This window comes from Rhizobium sp. NLR8a (assembly GCF_019685235.1).
Lineage (GTDB): Bacteria > Pseudomonadota > Alphaproteobacteria > Rhizobiales > Rhizobiaceae > Rhizobium.
Genome location: NZ_JABDWI010000002.1, coordinates 336,111 through 354,891, shown reverse-complemented (window position 1 = coordinate 354,891; position 18,781 = coordinate 336,111). Strand labels below are relative to the sequence as shown.

Sequence of the window (18,781 nt, the reverse complement as noted above, 5' to 3'; positions counted from 1 at the left end):
CGGCGCCTATTCCATAACGATCTGCAGCTTCACGTCGCTCGGCCGCGCTTCGACCGCGCGATCGAAGGCCTTGATCGAATCTTCGAACTTGAACGTCTCCGATATCAGTGGCTTCAGATCGACGCGGCCTGATGCCAAGAGTGCGATCGAACGCTCATACTGGTGGGCATAGCGGAACACCGTTTCGATGCGGATCTCCTTGGTGGTGGCCGTCGAGACGTCGAAGCCGACCGGATTGACCGGCAGGCCGACGGCGACGACGACACCGCCCGGGCGCGGCAGCGCCATGATCGTCTCCCAGGCCTTGGGTGACCCGGAGCATTCGAAGACAACATCCGCACCCCAGCCTTCGGTCAGCCGGCCGACCTCTTCGATCAGGTTCTTCTCGCGGATATTGACCGGGATGACGCCCTGATATTGCGCGGCGATGTCGAGCTTCGGCTGGGCGAGATCGGCGACGATCGCGCGGGCGCAGCCGCCGGCAAGGGCGGCGATCGCGACCATCGTGCCGATCGGCCCGGCGCCGAGAACGATAGCGGTATCGCCGGGCGCGATCGTCGCCTTGGCTGCCGCCTGCATGCCAACCGCGAAGGGCTCGACCATGGCGCCTTCGGCGAAGCTGACATTGTCGGGCAGCTTGAAAGTATAATTGGCCGGATGCACCACTTCGGGCGTCAGCACGCCATGGATCGGCGGCGTCGCCCAGAAGCTGACGGCAGGATCGATATTGTACATGCCGAGCCGGCTCGCCTTGGAGTTCGGATCGGGGATGCCCGGCTCCATGCAGACACGGTCGCCGACTTGCAGATGTGTGACACCGGCCCCCACCTCGACCACCGTGCCGGCCGCCTCATGGCCGAGCACCATCGGCGCGTTGACGACGAAGGGGCCGATCTTGCCGTGGGTGTAATAATGAACGTCCGAACCGCAGACGCCGACGGTATGAATCTTGATCTTCACCTGCCCCGGCCCTGTCTCCAGCGGCAGATCGATGTCGCGCAACGCAAGCTCGTGCTGGCGCTCCAGCACCAGCGCACGGACTTTGGTCATTCTCGGTTTCCTTCCCTATGGCCCGGCGATTCAGAGGGTGCCGTTGAGCCGACTATAAGACCGCAAGTCGCTTCAATTCAACCGCCAACGTAAGCTTTTGCTCATCGCGTGACGAAATGCTCATATGCGTAGCCCGAAAGATAACCGCTGATAAACCTCCGTATGATTCCGGAAGAGAGCACCGGAGAGTACAGTTACTTCATCATCAGCCATGACACAGTGGGAGGCGGCAAAAGAGATGAAGCATGATAACGACAATGTCGGCGGAAACTGGCTTTCCTCGAGGATCTTCAGACGGCTCCGAAAATTCTGGCGCAGATTGGTGGCCGATTGGAACGCCGCCCTTCAGAGGGACAACCCAGGGCTGCCAATGCGCGTCATTCTACGGACGCGGGATCGAAATCGCCCCCGACAGCGTTACTAGCATGCAGCCCGCATGGCGCGGCGGAAGCATGACGGCTCCCGGCGCCATTGGAACGGCAATATAGGAAGGCCATCATGAAGTCGGTCGTGTCATTCTGCCTGTTCGCATCGCTGCTCTTCGCCGCCAACCAGGCGGCCGCGGCGCTGGAACAAGCGTCTCTGCCCTCGCAGCAGCAGGAAGAAGAGCTCGTGCCGGCCAATGTCGAGCTTACCTTCAGCGGTCCCGTCGATCTGGCCCGCTCGACCGCCACCTTGCTCGATGCCCAAGGCAGGACGCTTCCCCTGGGCAAGCCGTTCCTCTCCGGTCCCGAAGGATCCATTTTCAAGATCCCGCTTGATCCCTCCATGGCGCCCGGCCTCTATACCCTCGACTGGCGCGTCCTCTCGATGGACGGCCGCAGCGCCGAAGGCCATTACCAGTTCCGGGTCGATCCTTGAATTTCAAGATCGCGCCCTGCTCTCGTTTCCGCTGCGGCCGCCTGAAAGCATTTATAAGATTTTTATATTGATGCCGTTTCGGCCGTCTCGAACCTTTATGCGCTCCGGATCCATATTGGTGCCCGAGAGATTCAAGGATCATCTCCACGCCAGAAAGTATGAAAGGCAGTCTCCAACGGCCGCCCTTTGTCTTGTCTGACTCCAACAAGAACAGCAGGAGTCACGATTATGATGGATATCATTCTGCTCGGCACCGCGATCTTATTTTTCGCGCTGTGCTTTGCCTATGTCGGAGCCTGCGACAGCCTCTAAGGAGAAACGACGATGACCCTCGATTATATCCTGAGCGGCGCCGTAACCGTGTTTCTCACCGTTTACCTCACCTACGCTCTCTTACGCCCAGAACGCTTCTGAAAAACCGACGCTTCCGGGGCCGCGCCTGCGCGACCGGGAACCAGCCGGGTATTGAAAGTTTTAGCCCCATGACCCTCAACGGATGGCTTCAGATCCTGCTCTATTGCGGGATCGTCCTCGCGCTCGTCAAACCGCTCGGCGGTTACATGACCCGAGTCTACAACGGCGAGCGCACATTCCTGTCACCCGTCCTCGTTCCGATCGAACGGGGGCTTTACCGCGTTGCCGGCACCAGCGAACGCGAGGAGCAGCATTGGACCTCCTATGCCTTTGCAATGCTGCTGTTCAACTTGCTCGGCGTCCTCTTGCTCTACGCGCTGATGCGCCTGCAAGGCGTTCTGCCCTACAATCCGGCTGGCATGGCTGCCGTCCCGCCGGAACTTTCCTTCAACACCGCCGTCAGCTTTACCACAAATACGAACTGGCAGAATTACGGCGGTGAAAGCACCATGTCGTATCTGGCCCAGATGGCCGGCTTCACGGTGCAGAACTATCTGTCCGCTGCGACCGGCATGGCGATCGCGGTCGCTTTCATCCGGGCCTTCGCACGGGCGTCCGGCAAGGCGATCGGCAATTTCTGGGTCGATATGATCCGCGGCACGCTTTATATCCTGCTGCCCACCTGCATCGTGCTGACGCTCGTCTATGTCTATCTCGGCGTGCCCCAGACACTCGGACCCTATGTCAATGCGACGACGCTCGAAGGCGCGCAGCAGACGATTGCGGTCGGCCCCGTCGCCTCGCAGCTCGCGATCAAGATGCTCGGCACCAATGGCGGCGGCTTCTTCAATGCCAATTCCGCCCATCCGTTCGAAAATCCCGATGCGATCTCCAACCTGATCCAGATGGTTTCGATCTTCGCGATCGGTGCGGGTCTCACCAACGTCTTCGGCCGCATGGTCGGCAACCAGCGCCAGGGCTGGGCGATTCTGGCCGCGATGGGCGTGCTGTTCATCGCCGGCGTCGGCGTCACCTATTGGGCGGAAGCGGCCGGCAATCCGCTGATGCATGCCTTTGGCCTCGTCGGCGGCAATATGGAGGGCAAGGAAGTCCGGTTCGGCGTCGCCTTGTCCTCGCTCTTCGCCGTCATCACCACCGCCGCCTCCTGCGGCGCGGTCAACGCGATGCATGGCAGCTTCACCGCACTCGGCGGCCTCATTCCGCTGATCAACATGCAGCTCGGCGAAATCATCGTCGGCGGTGTCGGCGCCGGTTTCTACGGCATCCTGCTCTTCATCATCGTCGCCGTCTTCGTCGCCGGCCTGATGGTCGGCCGCACGCCGGAATACCTCGGCAAGAAGATCGAGGCGAAGGAAATGAAGATGGCCGTTCTCGCCATCCTCTGCCTGCCGCTCGCCATGCTGGTCTTCACCGCAATCGCCAGCGTGCTTCCGATCGCCGTCGCCTCCGTCGGCACGGCCGGCCCGCACGGTTTCTCCGAGCTCCTCTATGCCTATACCTCGGCTGCGGCCAATAACGGCTCGGCCTTCGGCGGCCTGACGGGCAATACGCCCTGGTACAACGTGACGCTCGGCATCGGCATGCTGGCCGGCCGCTTCCTGGTCATCATCCCGGCGCTCGCCATTGCCGGCTCGCTGATCGCCAAGAAGACGGTTCCAGCCTCGGCAGGCACCTTCCCGACCGACGGTCCGCTCTTTGTCGGCCTGCTGATCGGCACGATCCTGATCGTCGGCGGCCTGACCTTCTTCCCGGCTTTGGCCCTCGGCCCAGTCGTCGAGCACTTGGTCGCGATCGCCGGGCAAACCTTCTGAGGCGATGCCATAACCCGCATCCCAGGGTTCCTTCGCCGTCCTCGTTTCAAAGCTGGAGTCTTTTATGAGCCAGGCAAAATCCGCGAGCATCATCGATTCTCGCATCCTCGTTCCCGCCGCCGGCGCCGCCTTCACGAAGCTCGACCCGCGCGCCCTTGCCAGAAATCCGGTCATGTTTGTCGTGGCCACGGTTTCGGTGCTGACCACCGTCCTCTTCCTGCGCGACCTCGTGGCGGGCAACGGCAATCTCGGCTTCTCGTTCCAGATCAATCTCTGGCTCTGGTTCACCGTGCTCTTTGCCAATTTCGCCGAGGCCGTCGCCGAAGGCCGCGGCAAGGCGCAGGCGGATTCGCTGCGCAAGGCGCGCACCGAAACCCAGGCCAAGCTGCTGACCGCCAACAACGGCAGCGACTACTGCATGGTGCCGGGCACCAGCCTCAAGGTCGGCGATATCGTGCTGGTCGAAGCCGGCGACATCATCCCTTCGGACGGCGAAGTCATCGAAGGGATCGCCTCCGTCAACGAGGCGGCGATCACAGGTGAATCCGCCCCGGTCATCCGTGAATCCGGTGGCGATCGTTCGGCGGTGACCGGCGGCACGCAGGTGTTGTCCGACTGGATCCGCGTGCGCATCACCGCGGCGGCGGGCTCCACCTTCCTCGACCGGATGATCTCGCTGGTTGAAGGCGCCGAACGCCAGAAGACGCCGAACGAGATCGCGCTCAACATCCTGCTTGCCGGGATGACCCTGATCTTCGTGCTCGCCACCGCGACGATCCCGAGCTTTGCCATCTATGCCGGCGGCTCGATCCCGATCATCGTGCTCGTCGCCCTTTTCGTCACCCTGATCCCGACGACGATCGGCGCGCTCTTGTCGGCGATCGGCATTGCCGGCATGGACCGGCTCGTCCGCTTCAACGTGCTCGCCATGTCCGGCCGCGCCGTCGAAGCGGCCGGCGACGTCGACACGCTGCTGCTCGACAAAACCGGCACGATCACCCTCGGCAACCGCCAGGCGACGGCCTTCCACCCCGTCCGCGGCGTTTCCGAGCAGGAGCTCGCCGATGCCGCCCAGCTCGCCTCGCTTGCCGACGAAACGCCGGAAGGCCGTTCGATCGTCGTCCTCGCCAAGGAGAAATATGCGATCCGCGGCCGCGACATGGCGAGCCTCAAGGCCAGCTTCGTGCCTTTCACCGCCCAGACCCGCATGAGCGGCGTCGATCTCGAAGGCGCCTCGATCCGCAAAGGTGCGGTCGATACCGTGCTCGCCCATGTCAACGGCGAGGCCCCCTCGAAGAACGGCAACGAGGTCGTCCGCGAGCTGCAGTCGATATCAGACGAGGTCGCCAAATCAGGCGGCACGCCGCTGGCCGTCGCCCGCAATGGCAGATTGCTCGGCATCATCCAGCTGAAGGACATCGTCAAGGGCGGCATCCGCGAGCGTTTCACGGAACTCCGCCGCATGGGCATCCGCACGGTGATGATCACAGGCGACAACCCGCTGACGGCAGCGGCCATCGCCGCCGAGGCCGGCGTCGACGATTTCCTCGCCCAGGCGACGCCCGAGATGAAGTTGGCGCTGATGCGCGAGGAACAGGCCAAGGGCAAGCTCGTCGCCATGTGCGGCGACGGCACCAACGATGCCCCGGCGCTGGCCCAGGCCGATGTCGGCGTTGCCATGAACACCGGCACCGTCGCCGCCCGAGAGGCCGGCAACATGGTCGATCTCGACTCGGACCCGACAAAGCTGATCGAGATCGTCGAGATCGGCAAGCAGCTGCTGATGACACGCGGCGCGCTGACGACCTTCTCGATCGCCAACGACATCGCCAAGTATTTCGCCATTATCCCGGCGATGTTCCTGACCTTCTATCCGCAGCTCGGTGTGCTCAACATCATGGGACTGTCGACGCCGCAAAGCGCCATCCTCTCGGCGATCATCTTCAACGCCCTGATCATCATCGCGCTGATCCCGCTGTCGCTGAAGGGTGTGCGCTACCGGCCGATCGGCGCCGGAGCGCTTCTGTCACGCAACCTGCTGATCTACGGCCTCGGCGGCATCCTCGTGCCCTTCGTCGGCATCAAGGCGATCGACTTGGCCGTCGCCGCCCTCGGCCTCGCCTAGCGGAAGATCCGGTTCCTCACCGGAATCGGTCTCCGCGTGAACTCGTCAAGGAGTACGAACAATGTTGAAAGAACTTCGCCCGGCCCTCGTTATGATCGTTGCCACCACGGCCATCACGGGCCTGCTTTATCCGATCGCCATGACGGGTGCGGCCCAGGCGCTCTTCCCAACCCAGGCGAATGGCAGCCTGATCGAGAAGAACGGTCATGTGATCGGCTCGAGGCTGATCGGCCAGGCCTTCACCAGCGACAAGTATTTCCACGGCCGCCCCTCGGCCGCCGGCGATGGCTACAACGCCGCCGCCTCCAGCGGCTCGAACCTCGGGCCGACCAGCGAGAAACTGATCGACCGCGTGAAGGGCGACTACGAAACAGCCAAGGCGGCAAACCCGAACGCCGAGGTGCCGGCCGACCTCGTCACCGCGTCTGGCAGCGGCCTTGATCCCGATATCTCGCCCGAGGCCGCCTATTTCCAAGTGCCGCGCGTCGCCCAGGCACGCAACATCGACGAGGCGAAGATCAAGGCGCTGGTCGACGGCGCCGTCCAGGACCGCGAACTCGGCATTTTGGGAGAACCTACCGTCAATGTTCTGGCGTTGAACCAGAGCCTTGATGCTTCTATGACTGAGTGAGTTTGGCAGGTTAGATGCTGTGGTTTGGCGACAAGGCCAACCCCACTCTCCGTCATCCTCGGGCTTGACCCGAGGATCCATGTCGCGGCCAACTGGTGGGCGCCGTGTGGATGCTCGGCTCAAGCCCGAGCATGACGGAGGGTGGGGCGAGCATAGGGACTATTCGCGGCATAGAGCCCGGCTCCGGAATGCCTTTCGCCAACTCAAGCGATGCCGGCCGTCGGCTGAACTGACTTAAAGAGAGATCCCGAGGAGAACCCGTCCTCCGTCGCAGGCATTGGAAAGACCACACGCATGCCAGACGACAACCGCGACCAGGTCGGCAGGCCCTCGCCCGATGCGCTTCTTGAAAAAGCCCGGGCGGAGATGCGCGGCCGTCTGAAGATCTTTCTGGGCGCCGCCCCCGGCGTCGGCAAGACCTATGAGATGCTGATCTCCGGCCGCGCCAAGCTCGCCGATGGCCTCGATGTCGTCATTGGCGTCGTCGAGACCCACGGCCGCAAGGAAACCGAGGCGCTGCTCGCCGGCTTCGAGATCATTCCCCGCGTCGAAATCGACTATAAGGGCCGGGCGCTCGAGGAGATGGACCTTGACGGCATCCTCGCCCGCAGGCCGGATCTCGTGCTGGTCGACGAACTCGCACATACCAACGCCGAGGGTAGCCGCCATCCGAAGCGTTACCTCGACGTCAAGGAATTGCTCGATCGCGGCATCGACGTCTATACGACGCTGAACATCCAGCATGTCGAGAGCCTGAACGACGTCGTCTCGCAGATCACCCGCATCCGCGTGCGCGAGACGGTGCCGGACTCGATCATCGATCTCGCCGACGATGTCGAGATCATCGATCTGACCCCGGACGATCTGATCAAGCGCCTGCATGACGGCAAGGTCTACATGCCGCGCACCGCCGAGCGGGCACTGACCAATTACTTCACACCGGGCAATCTGACGGCGTTGCGGGAGCTGGCGCTGCGCAAGACCGCCCAGCGCGTCGACGACCAGCTGCTGACCCATATGCAGGCCCACGCCATCTCCGGCCCCTGGGCGGCGGGCGAACGCGTCCTCGTCTCGGTCGATCATCACCCGCGCTCGGCCTCGCTGGTGCGCTACGCCGCCCGCATGGCCTCGCGCCTGCGCGCACCCTGGGCCGCCGTCTATGTAGAGACCAACCGTTCGGTCAACCTCAGCGAAGCCGAGCGCGATACGATCGCCTCGACGCTGCGACTTGCCGAACAGCTCGGCGGCGAGGCGATCACCATTCCCGGCCGCGAGGTGGCGGAGGAACTCGTCCGCCATGCCACTGCCAACAACGTCACCCACATCGTCATCGGCGCTCCCAAGGCGGCGACATGGCGCGACTGGTGGAGCCGTTCGATCACCGACAAACTGATCCGCAAGACCGGCGAGATCAGCGTCCATGTCATTTCAGGCAATGAGAAGGACGGCACCACCGCACGCGGCGTCCGAGCGGCGGCCACGCCCCCCCAATTCGATTTCAGAGCCTATCTGCTGGCCACCGTCTATGTCGCCATCGCGCTCGCGGTCAGCATCGTGCTCGACCAGGTGCTCGACGTGCGCAACCTCGCCCTCGTCTTCCTGATGGCGGTGCTGACCTCCGCCGTCCTGCATGGATTACGGCCGGCACTCTACAGCTGCATTCTCGGCGCGCTGTCCTTCAACTTCTTTTTCCTGCCGCCGCGCTACACGCTGACGATCAGCGATCCGGAAAGCGTGCTTGCGCTGTTCTTCTTCCTCGGCGTCGCCATCATCGCCAGCAACCTCACCGCAACCGTGCAGCGCCAGGCCGCCGCAGCCCGGCAGCGGGCACGCACGACCGAGGATCTCTATCTCTTCTCGAAGAAACTCGCCGGCACCGGCACGCTCGACGACGTGCTCTGGGCGACCGCCTTTCAGCTTGCCTCGATGCTGAAGGTCCGCGTCGTGCTGCTGTTGCCCGAAGAAGGCAGCATCGCCGTCAAGGCCGGTTATCCCCCTGACGACACGCTCGACGAGGCCGATATCGCCGCCGCCCGCTGGGCCTGGGAGCACAATCACGCCGCCGGCCGCGGCGCCGATACCCTGCCCGGCGCCAAACGCCTATACGTGCCGCTGAGAACCGGTCGCACCGCCGTCGGCGTCATCGGCCTCGACAGCGACCGCCGCGACGGGCCGTTGCTGACGCCGGAACAGCAGCGCCTGCTCGATGCGCTGGCTGATCAGGCAGCCCTTGCGATCGAACGCGTTCAGCTCGTCGCCGATGTCGACCGGGCAAGGCTCGCGGCCGAAGCCGACAGGCTGCGTTCGGCCCTGCTCACCTCGATTTCGCATGATCTGAAAACGCCGCTTGCGGCTATCCTCGGCGCTGCCGGCACGCTGCGCGACTATTTCGCCTCCATGCCGGAGGAGGACCGCAACGACCTGCTCTCGACCGTCGTCGACGAATCCGAGCGCCTCAACCGTTTCATCGCCAACCTGCTCGACATGACCAAGATCGAATCCGGTGCGATGGAGCCGAATTCTGCGCCGCACTATGCCGGCGACATCGTCGGCACGGCGCTGGCCCGCGCCGCCAAGATCCTCGAACACCACAAGACCGAGATGAGCATTCCCGCCGACCTGCCGATGGTGCGGGTCGATCCGGTGCTGTTCGAGCAGGTGATCTTCAACCTGCTCGACAATGCCGCCAAATATGCGCCCGAGGGATCGGTCATCCAAATCGAAGGCTGGGCCGATGCCGACAACGTCATCCTGCAGGTCTCGGACGAAGGTCCGGGCATTCCACCCGCCGACCTTACCCGCGTCTTCGACACCTTCTATCGCGTGCGCAAGGGCGATCAGGTGCGCGCCGGCACCGGCCTCGGCCTTTCCATCTGCCGCGGTTTCGTCGAGGCGATGGGCGGCACGATCACCGCCGCCAACCGAAAGGGCCGCCCGGGCGCCGTCTTCACCATCCGCCTGCCGAAACCCAACGACATACCGAAACTGGATGAACTCAGATGACCGGTTCAGCCGTCAAGATCCTCGTCGTCGACGACGAGCCTCCAATCCGCAAGCTGCTTCGCGTCGGCCTGACCGCGCAGGGCTACGAGGTGCAGGAGGCGCCGAATGCGGCAATCGCCCGCCAATCGGTTGCCGACGGCAGGCCCGATCTCATCCTGCTCGATCTCGGTCTGCCCGACACGGCTGGCCATGACCTCTTGCAGGAGTGGCGCGACGAAGGCCTGTCCATACCCGTCGTCATCCTCTCCAGCCGCACCGACGAGGCCGGCATCGTCAAGGCGCTGGAAAGCGGCGCCGACGATTACGTCACCAAGCCCTTCGGCATCAACGAACTTGGCGCCCGCATCCGCGTGGCGCTGCGTCACCGGCTGCAGCAGCAGGGCGAAAAGGCGATCTTCCAGACCGGCGGGCTGTCGATCGACCTTGTCAAGCGCATCGTCAAGGTCGATGGCGAGGAACTCAAACTGTCGCCGAAAGAATACGACATCCTGCGCGTGCTCGCCCAGCATGCGGGCAAGGTGCTGACACACCAGTTTCTTTTGAAGCAGGTATGGGGGCCGGCAGCCGACGTGCAATATCTGCGCGTCTATATCAGGCAGCTCAGACAGAAGATCGAGCAGAGCCCCGACCAGCCGCACTATATCACCACCGAGACCGGAGTCGGCTATCGGCTCAGGGAACCGGACTGACCTGCTCTCTCACCCGCCGCCTGAACAGTATCGAGAATGACATGTATCTTCCCAATATCATCCGGCCGGAACATACCTTCATCGGCGTGTCGGCACCGACAAAATGGCGCGCGCTGCATATCATAGCGGACAAGGCAGCCAAGGCCTTTTCCGTTGACAGCCGGGCCATTTTGAAGGCGCTCGAAGCGCGTGAGAAGCTCGGCTCCACCGGGATCGGCAATGGCATTGCCATTCCGCATGCCGCGATCGACGGCATGAGCAGCCCGCGCGGTCTGCTCCTCCGCTTTTCCCGGCCGCTGGATTTCGAGGCAATCGACGATATCCCCGCCGACATCGCCGTGGTGCTGCTTTTCGGGGAGAACAACCGCGGCGAATATCTGAATGTTCTGTCGGCCATCGCCCGGCGGCTGCAATCGAATGGCGTGCTTGCCGCCATGCGCAAGGCAAGGACAGCGGACGAATTCTATTCCGATTTCATCGCTGATTCCCGGGCATAAAAAAGCGCGGCCCGAAGGCCGCGCCCGCTTGTCTGCAATCAGACCAACTTAGAAGTCGCGCTGGAAGCGCAGGAAGCCGAACACTTCGTCGTCGCCTTCGTCCTCATCGTGATACTGCACGCTGAGCTTCGAACGCAGGTCGTCGACGATTCGGTAGTCGATCGTGACGCCTGTGGTGTAGGCGCTGCCGCCGGTGAAACCGTTGCCGTCAGCCTCGAGGGCGATGTTTTCGAAATATTGGAAGCCCGGGGTGACCGACCACTTGTCGTTGATCTTCAAGGCGTATTCTGCTGCGATCGTCCACTCGGACTCTTCGTAGTAGTAGTTGGCGCCGCTTGCCCAGACGCCGGCGATGCCGAGCGTGCCCGGGCCGATATCGGCGTAGACGATACCACGAACCGCGACTTCGCTGGTGTCGGTGTCATAACCGGCAAGCAGGTAGCCGCTGATGGCGCCGGCCTTGTAGGAGACCTGACCTGCGACACCGAAGTTGTTCGGGCCTTCGCCCGGCTTGGTGGCATAGTCGTCTTCCAACTCGTCGACCGAGAGACCGGCGGCGAAAGCGCCATTCTCGTACTGATAACGGATCGAGTTGTGGGTCGTCTCGTTGCTGGCGAGCGTATCGGTCTCGCCGCTCATGTCGTCGTCCCACCAGCTATAGAGCTTGCCGACGCGGAAACCGGCGATATCGATGTAGCCCTCGTCCAGCAGCGCTTCCTGATCGGAGGCGTTGTCGGCATTGTAACGCAGCGTCAGGACGCCGGTGAGCGTGCCGTACTCGGTGTCGTTCTTGGCCTGGAAGGTGACCTGACCGCGAGTCCAGAAGTTGACGTCGGAATCGCCGGCAATGTTGTCACCGAAGCGCACTTCGGTACGGATATAGCCGCCGATCGAAAGGCATGTTTCCGTTCCCGGAATATAAAAATAGCCGGTACCGTAGGCGTCGCAAACGCGAACATATTCCACGGGCTCGGGTTCCGCTGCCACGATGGCGTCGGCTGCGCGTGCTCCGGAGGCCGCGGCAAGGGCGGCAACGGAAGCAAAAAGGATCGTTCTGATATTCATTTCGAATGGCCCTAACAGGTTGGAATGTGAGGCGCATTTCAAGGGATGCCCCCACGTAGCGGCCGGCAAATACGACCGCACCGCCGCCATATAGGAATCCGCAAACGCCACCGCGGCAAAATGCGGGCAGAAATCAGCATCGCTCAGGTCCGATGTGGAGGAACTGTGGCCAAAAAAACACGGTTTTGCGGCATGGCGGCGGCCACGCGATTGGCCGCGGCCAACTCCGGGACGTCCATTTCAAAATAGCCCCTCAAATGGAATGACATTCTATCCGACCTGCCGGAACCGGAAGATGTTTCGTTTCATTATACGACTGACTTGATAGAGTTAAGCCAGAAACAGGAGGGTTCCCATGCAGACACAACGACTCACCCGGCTCCTCGCGGCCGCGGTCATGGCGGGCAGCTTCGCGATCGGCAGCATTGCGCCGGCCTTCGCGGATCAGACGCTTCTTAACGTTTCCTACGATCCGACCCGCGAATTGTACAAGGATTTCAACGCCGCCTTCGCCGCCAAGTGGCAGAAGGATACGGGTGAAAGCGTGACGATCCAGGCCTCGCATGGCGGCTCCGGCGCTCAAGCCCGCTCGGTCATCGACGGTCTCGAGGCCGATGTTGTCACGCTGGCCCTTGAAGGCGATATCGACGCCATCGCCAAGAAGACCGGCAAGATCCCGGCCGACTGGAAGAGCAAGTTCCCCAACAATTCGACGCCTTACACCTCGACGATCGTCTTCCTGGTCCGCAAGGGCAACCCGAAGGGCATCAAGGACTGGGGCGATCTGATCAAGGATGACGTGCAGGTCATCACGCCGAACCCCAAGACTTCGGGGGGCGCACGTTGGAACTTCCTGGCCGCCTGGGCATGGGCCAAGCAGGCAAATGGCGGTGACGACGCCAAGGCGCAGGAATACGTGACGAAACTGCTGCAGCACGTTCCTGTTCTCGACACCGGCGCCCGCGGCGCCACGACCACCTTCGTCCAGCGCGGCCTCGGCGACGTGCTGCTCGCCTGGGAAAACGAAGCCTATCTTTCGCTCGAAGAGCTTGGTCCTGACCAGTTCGAAATCGTGACGCCGAGCTTCTCCATCCGCGCAGACCCGCCGGTCGCCGTGGTCGACGGCAATGTTGACAAGAAGGGCACGCGCAAGGTCGCCGAAGCCTATCTCAACTACCTCTATTCGGATGAAGGTCAGAAGATCGCCGCCAAGCACTTCTACCGTCCGACGAAGCCGGAAGCTGCCGATCCGGCCGACATCGCCCGCTTCCCGAAGCTGACACTCGCCACCATCGATGACTTCGGCGGCTGGAAGACGGCACAGCCGAAATTCTTCGGCGACGGCGGCGTATTTGACCAAATCTACAAGCCGGCCCAATAATAGACTTCATGACAGCACATAGCCCCACGCGGTGGCGGTTCAAACGGCCGAGCGTCATTCCGGGTTTCGGAATGGCGCTCGGCCTTACCTTGACCTGGCTCACCCTTCTGATCCTCATCCCGCTCTCCGGCCTTGCCGTCCGGTCGAGCGCGCTTGGCTGGGAGAAATTCTGGTCGATCGCGCTCGATCCGCGCATCCTGAACGCGCTGCGCATCAGCTTCGGCAGCGCGTTCATCGCCGCAATCGTCAACGCCGTCTTCGGCATCATCCTTGCCTGGGTCCTGGTGCGCTACCGATTCCCCGGCAAGCGCGTCATCGACGCCATGGTTGATCTGCCCTTCGCACTGCCGACTGCCGTTGCCGGTATCGCGTTGGCGGCGCTCTACGCGCCGAACGGCTGGGTCGGCCAGTTCCTGGCGCCGCTCGGCATCAAGATTGCCTTCACCCCGGCCGGCATCGTCGTGGCCCTGATCTTCGTCGGTCTGCCCTTCGTGGTGCGCACCGTGCAGCCTGTGATGGAGGAAATCGACAAGGAGGTGGAAGAGGCTGCGGCAACGCTTGGCGCCAACCGCCTGCAGACGATTTTCCGCGTGCTGCTGCCCGGGCTGGCGCCGGCCGTGCTGACCGGATTCGCGCTCGCCTTTGCCCGCGGCGTCGGCGAATACGGCTCGGTCATCTTCATCGCCGGCAACCTGCCGTTCAAATCGGAAATCGCACCGCTGCTGATCATCATTAAACTCGAAGAATACAATTACGCGGCGGCCACCGGCATCGCAGCTATCATGCTGGTGATCTCGTTCGCCTTGTTGCTCGTCATCAACCTCATCCAGAGCTGGAGCAGGCGGAGGTACGGTTATGGCGCTTGATGCAACCCTTCAACCCGCGAAACTGCGTTCGGTGACCACCGAACACAGAATGGCGCGCTACACGCTGATCGCCGTTTCGCTGCTCTTCCTGCTGCTGATGCTGCTGCTGCCTCTCGCAGCCGTCTTCGTCGAGGCTTTCCGCAAAGGTGGCGGCCCGTTTATTGAAGCCCTCGGCGATGCCGAAACCTTCTCGGCGATCCGCCTGACGCTGACCGTCGCCGGCATCAGCGTACCGCTGAACCTCGCCTTCGGGGTCGCCGCCGCCTGGGCGATCGCCAAGTTCGAATTCAAGGGCAAGGCGGTCCTGACCACGCTGATCGACCTGCCCTTTTCGGTCTCGCCTGTTATTTCGGGCCTGGTCTTCGTGCTTCTGTTCGGTGCCAACACCTGGCTTGGCCACTGGCTCAGCGCCAATGACATCAAGATCCTGTTCGCCGTGCCTGGACTGGTGCTTGCCACCATGTTCGTCACCTTCCCCTTTGTCGCCCGCGAACTGATCCCGCTGATGCAGGAACAGGGCACGGCCGACGAAGAGGCGGCCCTCTCGCTCGGCGCCAGCGGTTGGCAGACCTTCTGGCACGTGACGCTGCCGAACATCAAATGGGGTCTGCTTTATGGCGTGCTGCTCTGCAACGCCCGCGCCATGGGTGAATTCGGCGCCGTGTCGGTCGTCTCCGGCCATATCCGCGGCCAGACGAACACCATGCCGCTACAGGTGGAGATTCTCTACAACGAGTATAATTTCACCGGCGCTTTTGCCGTCGCCACGCTTTTGGCCTTGCTCGCGCTCGTGACTCTTGTTTTGAAGACGCTGCTGGAAATGCGCTATAGCGCTGAAATCTCCGCCAGCCGGCGGCACTGAAGGATCTGGAATGGAAGTACGCGTTCAAAACATCCGCAAGGAATTCGATCGTTTTCCGGCGCTCCACGATGTCTCGCTCGACATCCGCTCCGGCGAGCTGATCGCACTGCTCGGCCCTTCGGGCTCCGGCAAGACGACATTGCTGCGTCTGATCGCCGGTCTGGAAAGCCCGACCGAGGGACAGATCTTCTTCGGTGAAGAGGATGCCTCGAAGAAATCGGTGCAGCAGCGCAATATCGGCTTCGTGTTCCAGCATTATGCCCTTTTCCGCTACATGACGGTGCTCGACAATGTCTCCTTTGGCCTGAGGGTCAGAAAAGGTTCGCGGCGGCCGGCGAAGGCCGATATCCGCCGGCGGGCGCTGGAACTGCTCGAACTCGTCCAGCTTTCCGGTCTAGAAAAGCGCTATCCCGCCCAGCTTTCCGGCGGCCAGCGTCAGCGCGTGGCGCTCGCCCGCGCCATGGCCGTCGAGCCGAACGTGCTGCTGCTCGACGAACCCTTCGGAGCGCTCGACGCCCAGGTGCGCAAGGACCTGCGCAAATGGCTGCGCCAGATCCACGACCGTACCGGCCACACCACCGTCTTCGTCACCCACGACCAGGACGAGGCGCTGGAGCTTGCCGACCGCGTCGTTGTCATGAGCCAGGGCGCGATCGAGCAGGTCGGAACGCCCGACGAAGTCTACGATTATCCGAATTCGCCCTTCGTCTTCGGCTTCATCGGCCAATCCAACTGCCTGCAGGTCGAGATATCGGACGGCGACATCCGCTTCGAAGGCCGCTCGCTCGGCCTCAATGCCGAAGGCGAGCCAGATGGACCGGCGCAGCTCTACTTCCGCCCGCATGATGTCAGGCTGTGCGAAACAGCCGAAAACTGCATCGCCGGCCAGCCCGTCTCCAGCCGCCGTGTCGCCGGCACGCGCCATATCGAACTCGATATCGGCAATGACCGGCCAAATATCGAAATCGAGCTGCCGCCGAGCGAGGCCGACAGGCTCGACCGCAACCACGTCGCGTTCAAGCCGACTCGCTGGAAGCTGTTTCGCAGCTGATCTCGATTGCGCGCGTCTTTCCTGGCGCGCGCACGGCGCTTGCTTAATAATTCGTTAACCCTCCGGATTTATGCACCAGTCGGTCGCAGGGATCAGCCGGAATCGCCCATGGCGAGAGTCCACCCGGCCTTTTGTGATCTCAGGTTGTTTGTAATTCAGTCATATGACGAGTAAAAGATTGTGCGCGTTAATCATAAAGGGCTGGACTAATCCCATAGGAGGCACCTGGCGTTGAGGGCGGAGATTTGCTTTGGAAAATCCCTGATCGGGATTTTACTCGCAGGACTGGCGGCTGCAGGCTGCACCACAACACCGAAGCCGGCGACGACGCCGGCAAAGACCAAACAGGCTCAAGCGGCGAAAGTCACTTTCAATTATACCGCCAAGGATCGCGACTGCCTGAAGCGTGCGATGTATTTCGAATCGCAGCATTCCGACGAGGATGGCTATCTGGCCGTCGGCACCGTCGTCATGAACAGGCTGACGTCAGGCGCCTACCCCCCATCGATCTGCGGTGTCGTCGCCCAGGCGAGGCAGTTTGCGCCCGGGGTCATGACTCGCGAGGTCAAGCCGCAGGCCGAACCGGAACTTGCCACCGCGGCCGATGCGATCCTGCTGAAGGGTGCGCGCCATCCCCAGGTGAAGGACGCGATGTTCTTTCACACCGACGGGCTGAAATTCCCCTACGACAACATGCACTATGTGACGGTCGCCGGCGGCAACGCCTTCTACGAGAAGCGCGATTCCAACGGCATGCTCGAAACGCCGCCGCCGCTGCCGTCTTATGAGGTAGCGATGAATTATGTGCCTGGCGAAAGCATACTGCCGCCGCAATTCGAGGCGCTGATACCTTCCGCCGTTCCCGTTCCTCTGCCGGCGCCCGATCCGATGGCGACGGCGAGCACGGCGCCGATGCAGATAATAACGGCTCCGGTGACCCAACCGGAAACCTCAACCGCGCCCGAGCCGGCAATGCGGATCGCGATCCCCACGCCCCGTCCCGCCTATGACAGCGTGATGCTGCGCGGCGAGATCCCGGTAAATGGCGGCTAAAACTAGATTTCGCACAGCAGGAAGAGCGCCTTAAGCGCGCTCTTCCCAGATCTTCGCAAGCTCCACGATCGTTGCGACCGCCTTTTCCATATCCTGACGGCTCACCCATTCGAGTGGTGAGTGGAAGGCATGGCCGCCGGCAAAAATGTTCGGGCACGGCAGCCCCATGAAGGAGAGGCGCGAGCCGTCCGTGCCGCCGCGAATGCTGCCGCGCACCGGCGCCATGCCGGCACGGCGCACGGCCTCAAGCGCGTTAGCGACAATCTCCGGATGGCGGTCGAGCACCGTCTTCATGTTGCGATATTGTTCCGTCACGTGGAAATGGTAGGTCGAGCCCGGATAGGCTGAGATCACCTGCTTGACGATGGTTTCGAGCATCGCCTCCTTTTGCAGGAGCCCTTCGTCAGTGAAGTCGCGAATGATAAAGCTCAGCGACGCCTTCTCCATCGAGCCGGTCACACCGACCGGATGGATGAAGCCCTGCTTGCCTTCCGTCGTCTCCGGCGCCAAGTCCTTCGGCAGCCGGTCGATGATGGCGCCGGCGATCTTGATGGCGTTCTCCATACGGTCCTTGGCGAAGCCCGGATGGATCGCCACGCCTGTTATGCTGATCTCGACGCCGTCGGCCGAAAAGGTTTCGTCCTCGACGTGGCCCACCGTCTCGCCATCCATCGTATAAGCGAAGTCGGCTCCGAGCGTTTCCAGGTCGACCTTGTTGACGCCGCGACCGACTTCCTCGTCGGGCGTGAACAGGATCTTGATCGTTCCGTGCCGCATATCGGGATTGTCGACCAGAATCTGGGCCGCGGTCATGATTTCTGCCAGTCCCGCCTTGTCATCGGCACCGAGCAATGTCCTGCCATCGGTCGTGACGATGTCGTTGCCGATCTGGTTGTTCAGCTCCGGATGCTCGGCGACACGAATCACCCGGCTCGAATCGCCAGCAAGCTGGATATCCCCGCCGGCATAATTCCTGACGATCTGCGGCTTGACATCCGTGCCGCTGAAATCGGGCGCCGTATCCATATGCGAGCAGAAACAGATGACCGGCACAGCCTTGTCGCTATTGGCCGGAATGGTGGCATAGACATAGCCGTGTTCATCGAGATGCGCGTCGGAAAGCCCGATCTCGAGCAGTTCGTCGACCAGAACCCGCCCGAGATCCTTCTGCTTCTCGGTGGTCGGCTGAGTCGTTGAGGACGGATCGGATTGGGTGTCGATTACGACATAACGGAGGAAACGGTCGAGAACGGTGTCGGTCATATCAATCCAGTCCAGTGAGATCATCCAAGGATATAGCCCGACCGGGTAATGCGGCAAAAGATTTTTCAACTCGGCGAATGGTGCTGTTACGACGGCAGCTTCATCAATGGAGCACGGTTGGTCCGGCTCGCCGTGTGAAGCGACCATTGATCGCTGCGGTCTTGAACACCCGACAGCTACTTCCAATATTTTTGCCGG

The 18,781-nt window shown here is 62.3% G+C and carries 16 protein-coding genes; 13 read left to right on the top strand and 3 right to left on the bottom strand.

Annotated elements, in window-relative coordinates:
- Positions 1-6 precede the first annotated feature (6 nt).
- On the bottom strand, positions 7-1,050 hold the full coding sequence (locus HJC04_RS04910) for an NAD(P)-dependent alcohol dehydrogenase (protein WP_221145036.1): 1,044 nt from the start codon (positions 1,048-1,050) through the stop codon (positions 7-9).
- Positions 1,051-1,548: 498 nt separating this feature from the next.
- Here HJC04_RS04910 and HJC04_RS04905 point away from each other — a divergent pair, with 498 nt between their 5' ends.
- From HJC04_RS04905 to HJC04_RS04870, 8 genes are all read left to right on the top strand, one after another.
- Positions 1,549-1,911 carry a copper resistance protein CopC gene (locus tag HJC04_RS04905; RefSeq protein ID WP_210632292.1) on the top strand — a complete coding sequence of 121 codons (363 nt, stop codon included), beginning with the start codon at positions 1,549-1,551 and terminating at the stop codon, positions 1,909-1,911.
- 324 nt (positions 1,912-2,235) lie between these two features.
- Positions 2,236-2,325, top strand: a complete 90-nt coding sequence (locus HJC04_RS04900; protein ID WP_003594574.1) for a K(+)-transporting ATPase subunit F — start codon at positions 2,236-2,238, stop codon at positions 2,323-2,325.
- Between the two features lie 68 nt (positions 2,326-2,393).
- Positions 2,394-4,097 (top strand): potassium-transporting ATPase subunit KdpA, encoded by a 1,704-nt coding sequence (gene kdpA / locus HJC04_RS04895; protein WP_221145034.1) that lies wholly within the window; start codon positions 2,394-2,396, stop codon positions 4,095-4,097.
- Between the two features lie 64 nt (positions 4,098-4,161).
- Positions 4,162-6,222 carry a potassium-transporting ATPase subunit KdpB gene (gene kdpB, locus HJC04_RS04890; RefSeq protein ID WP_221145032.1) on the top strand — a complete coding sequence of 687 codons (2,061 nt, stop codon included), beginning with the start codon at positions 4,162-4,164 and terminating at the stop codon, positions 6,220-6,222.
- A gap of 61 nt (positions 6,223-6,283) precedes the next feature.
- Entirely contained in the window at positions 6,284-6,853 is a 570-nt protein-coding gene (gene kdpC, locus HJC04_RS04885) for a potassium-transporting ATPase subunit KdpC (protein ID WP_221145030.1), read from the top strand.
- A 294-nt stretch (positions 6,854-7,147) separates the two neighbouring features.
- Positions 7,148-9,856, top strand: coding sequence for a sensor histidine kinase KdpD (locus tag HJC04_RS04880; RefSeq protein ID WP_221145028.1), 2,709 nt, complete (start codon positions 7,148-7,150; stop codon positions 9,854-9,856).
- Positions 9,853-10,545, top strand: coding sequence for a response regulator transcription factor (locus tag HJC04_RS04875; RefSeq protein WP_210632287.1), 693 nt, complete (start codon positions 9,853-9,855; stop codon positions 10,543-10,545). Before HJC04_RS04880 ends, HJC04_RS04875 begins: the two co-directional genes overlap by 4 nt.
- A 41-nt stretch (positions 10,546-10,586) precedes the next feature.
- A complete protein-coding gene (locus HJC04_RS04870) occupies positions 10,587-11,042 on the top strand; it encodes a PTS sugar transporter subunit IIA (protein WP_221145026.1) in 456 nt (151 codons plus the stop codon).
- A 48-nt stretch (positions 11,043-11,090) separates the two neighbouring features.
- On the opposite strand, the gene HJC04_RS04865 is transcribed toward HJC04_RS04870, so the two are convergent.
- Positions 11,091-12,107, bottom strand: a complete 1,017-nt coding sequence (locus HJC04_RS04865) for a porin (RefSeq protein ID WP_210632285.1) — start codon at positions 12,105-12,107, stop codon at positions 11,091-11,093.
- A 355-nt stretch (positions 12,108-12,462) separates the two neighbouring features.
- Between HJC04_RS04865 and HJC04_RS04860 the strand changes: the two genes are divergently transcribed.
- The 5 genes from HJC04_RS04860 to HJC04_RS04840 all read left to right on the top strand — a co-directional run bounded on the left by HJC04_RS04860 (position 12,463) and on the right by HJC04_RS04840 (position 17,320).
- Positions 12,463-13,488: a sulfate ABC transporter substrate-binding protein gene (locus HJC04_RS04860; RefSeq protein WP_210632284.1), complete on the top strand. Its 1,026-nt coding sequence runs from the start codon at positions 12,463-12,465 to the stop codon at positions 13,486-13,488.
- Positions 13,489-13,496: 8 nt separating this feature from the next.
- Positions 13,497-14,354 carry a sulfate ABC transporter permease subunit CysT gene (gene cysT / locus HJC04_RS04855; RefSeq protein ID WP_210632283.1) on the top strand — a complete coding sequence of 286 codons (858 nt, stop codon included), beginning with the start codon at positions 13,497-13,499 and terminating at the stop codon, positions 14,352-14,354.
- Positions 14,344-15,216 carry a sulfate ABC transporter permease subunit CysW gene (gene cysW / locus HJC04_RS04850; RefSeq protein ID WP_210632282.1) on the top strand — a complete coding sequence of 291 codons (873 nt, stop codon included), beginning with the start codon at positions 14,344-14,346 and terminating at the stop codon, positions 15,214-15,216. The genes cysT and cysW overlap by 11 nt, the downstream gene beginning before the upstream one ends.
- A 10-nt stretch (positions 15,217-15,226) precedes the next feature.
- Entirely contained in the window at positions 15,227-16,267 is a 1,041-nt protein-coding gene (locus tag HJC04_RS04845; RefSeq protein WP_210632281.1) for a sulfate/molybdate ABC transporter ATP-binding protein, read from the top strand.
- A 231-nt stretch (positions 16,268-16,498) separates the two neighbouring features.
- The gene (locus HJC04_RS04840; protein WP_221145024.1) at positions 16,499-17,320 is read left to right on the top strand and encodes a cell wall hydrolase; all 822 of its coding nucleotides are present in this window, start codon (positions 16,499-16,501) and stop codon (positions 17,318-17,320) included.
- A 30-nt stretch (positions 17,321-17,350) separates the two neighbouring features.
- On the opposite strand, the gene pepT is transcribed toward HJC04_RS04840, so the two are convergent.
- The gene (gene pepT, locus HJC04_RS04835) at positions 17,351-18,583 is read right to left on the bottom strand and encodes a peptidase T (RefSeq protein ID WP_221145022.1); all 1,233 of its coding nucleotides are present in this window, start codon (positions 18,581-18,583) and stop codon (positions 17,351-17,353) included.
- Positions 18,584-18,781 lie beyond the last annotated feature (198 nt).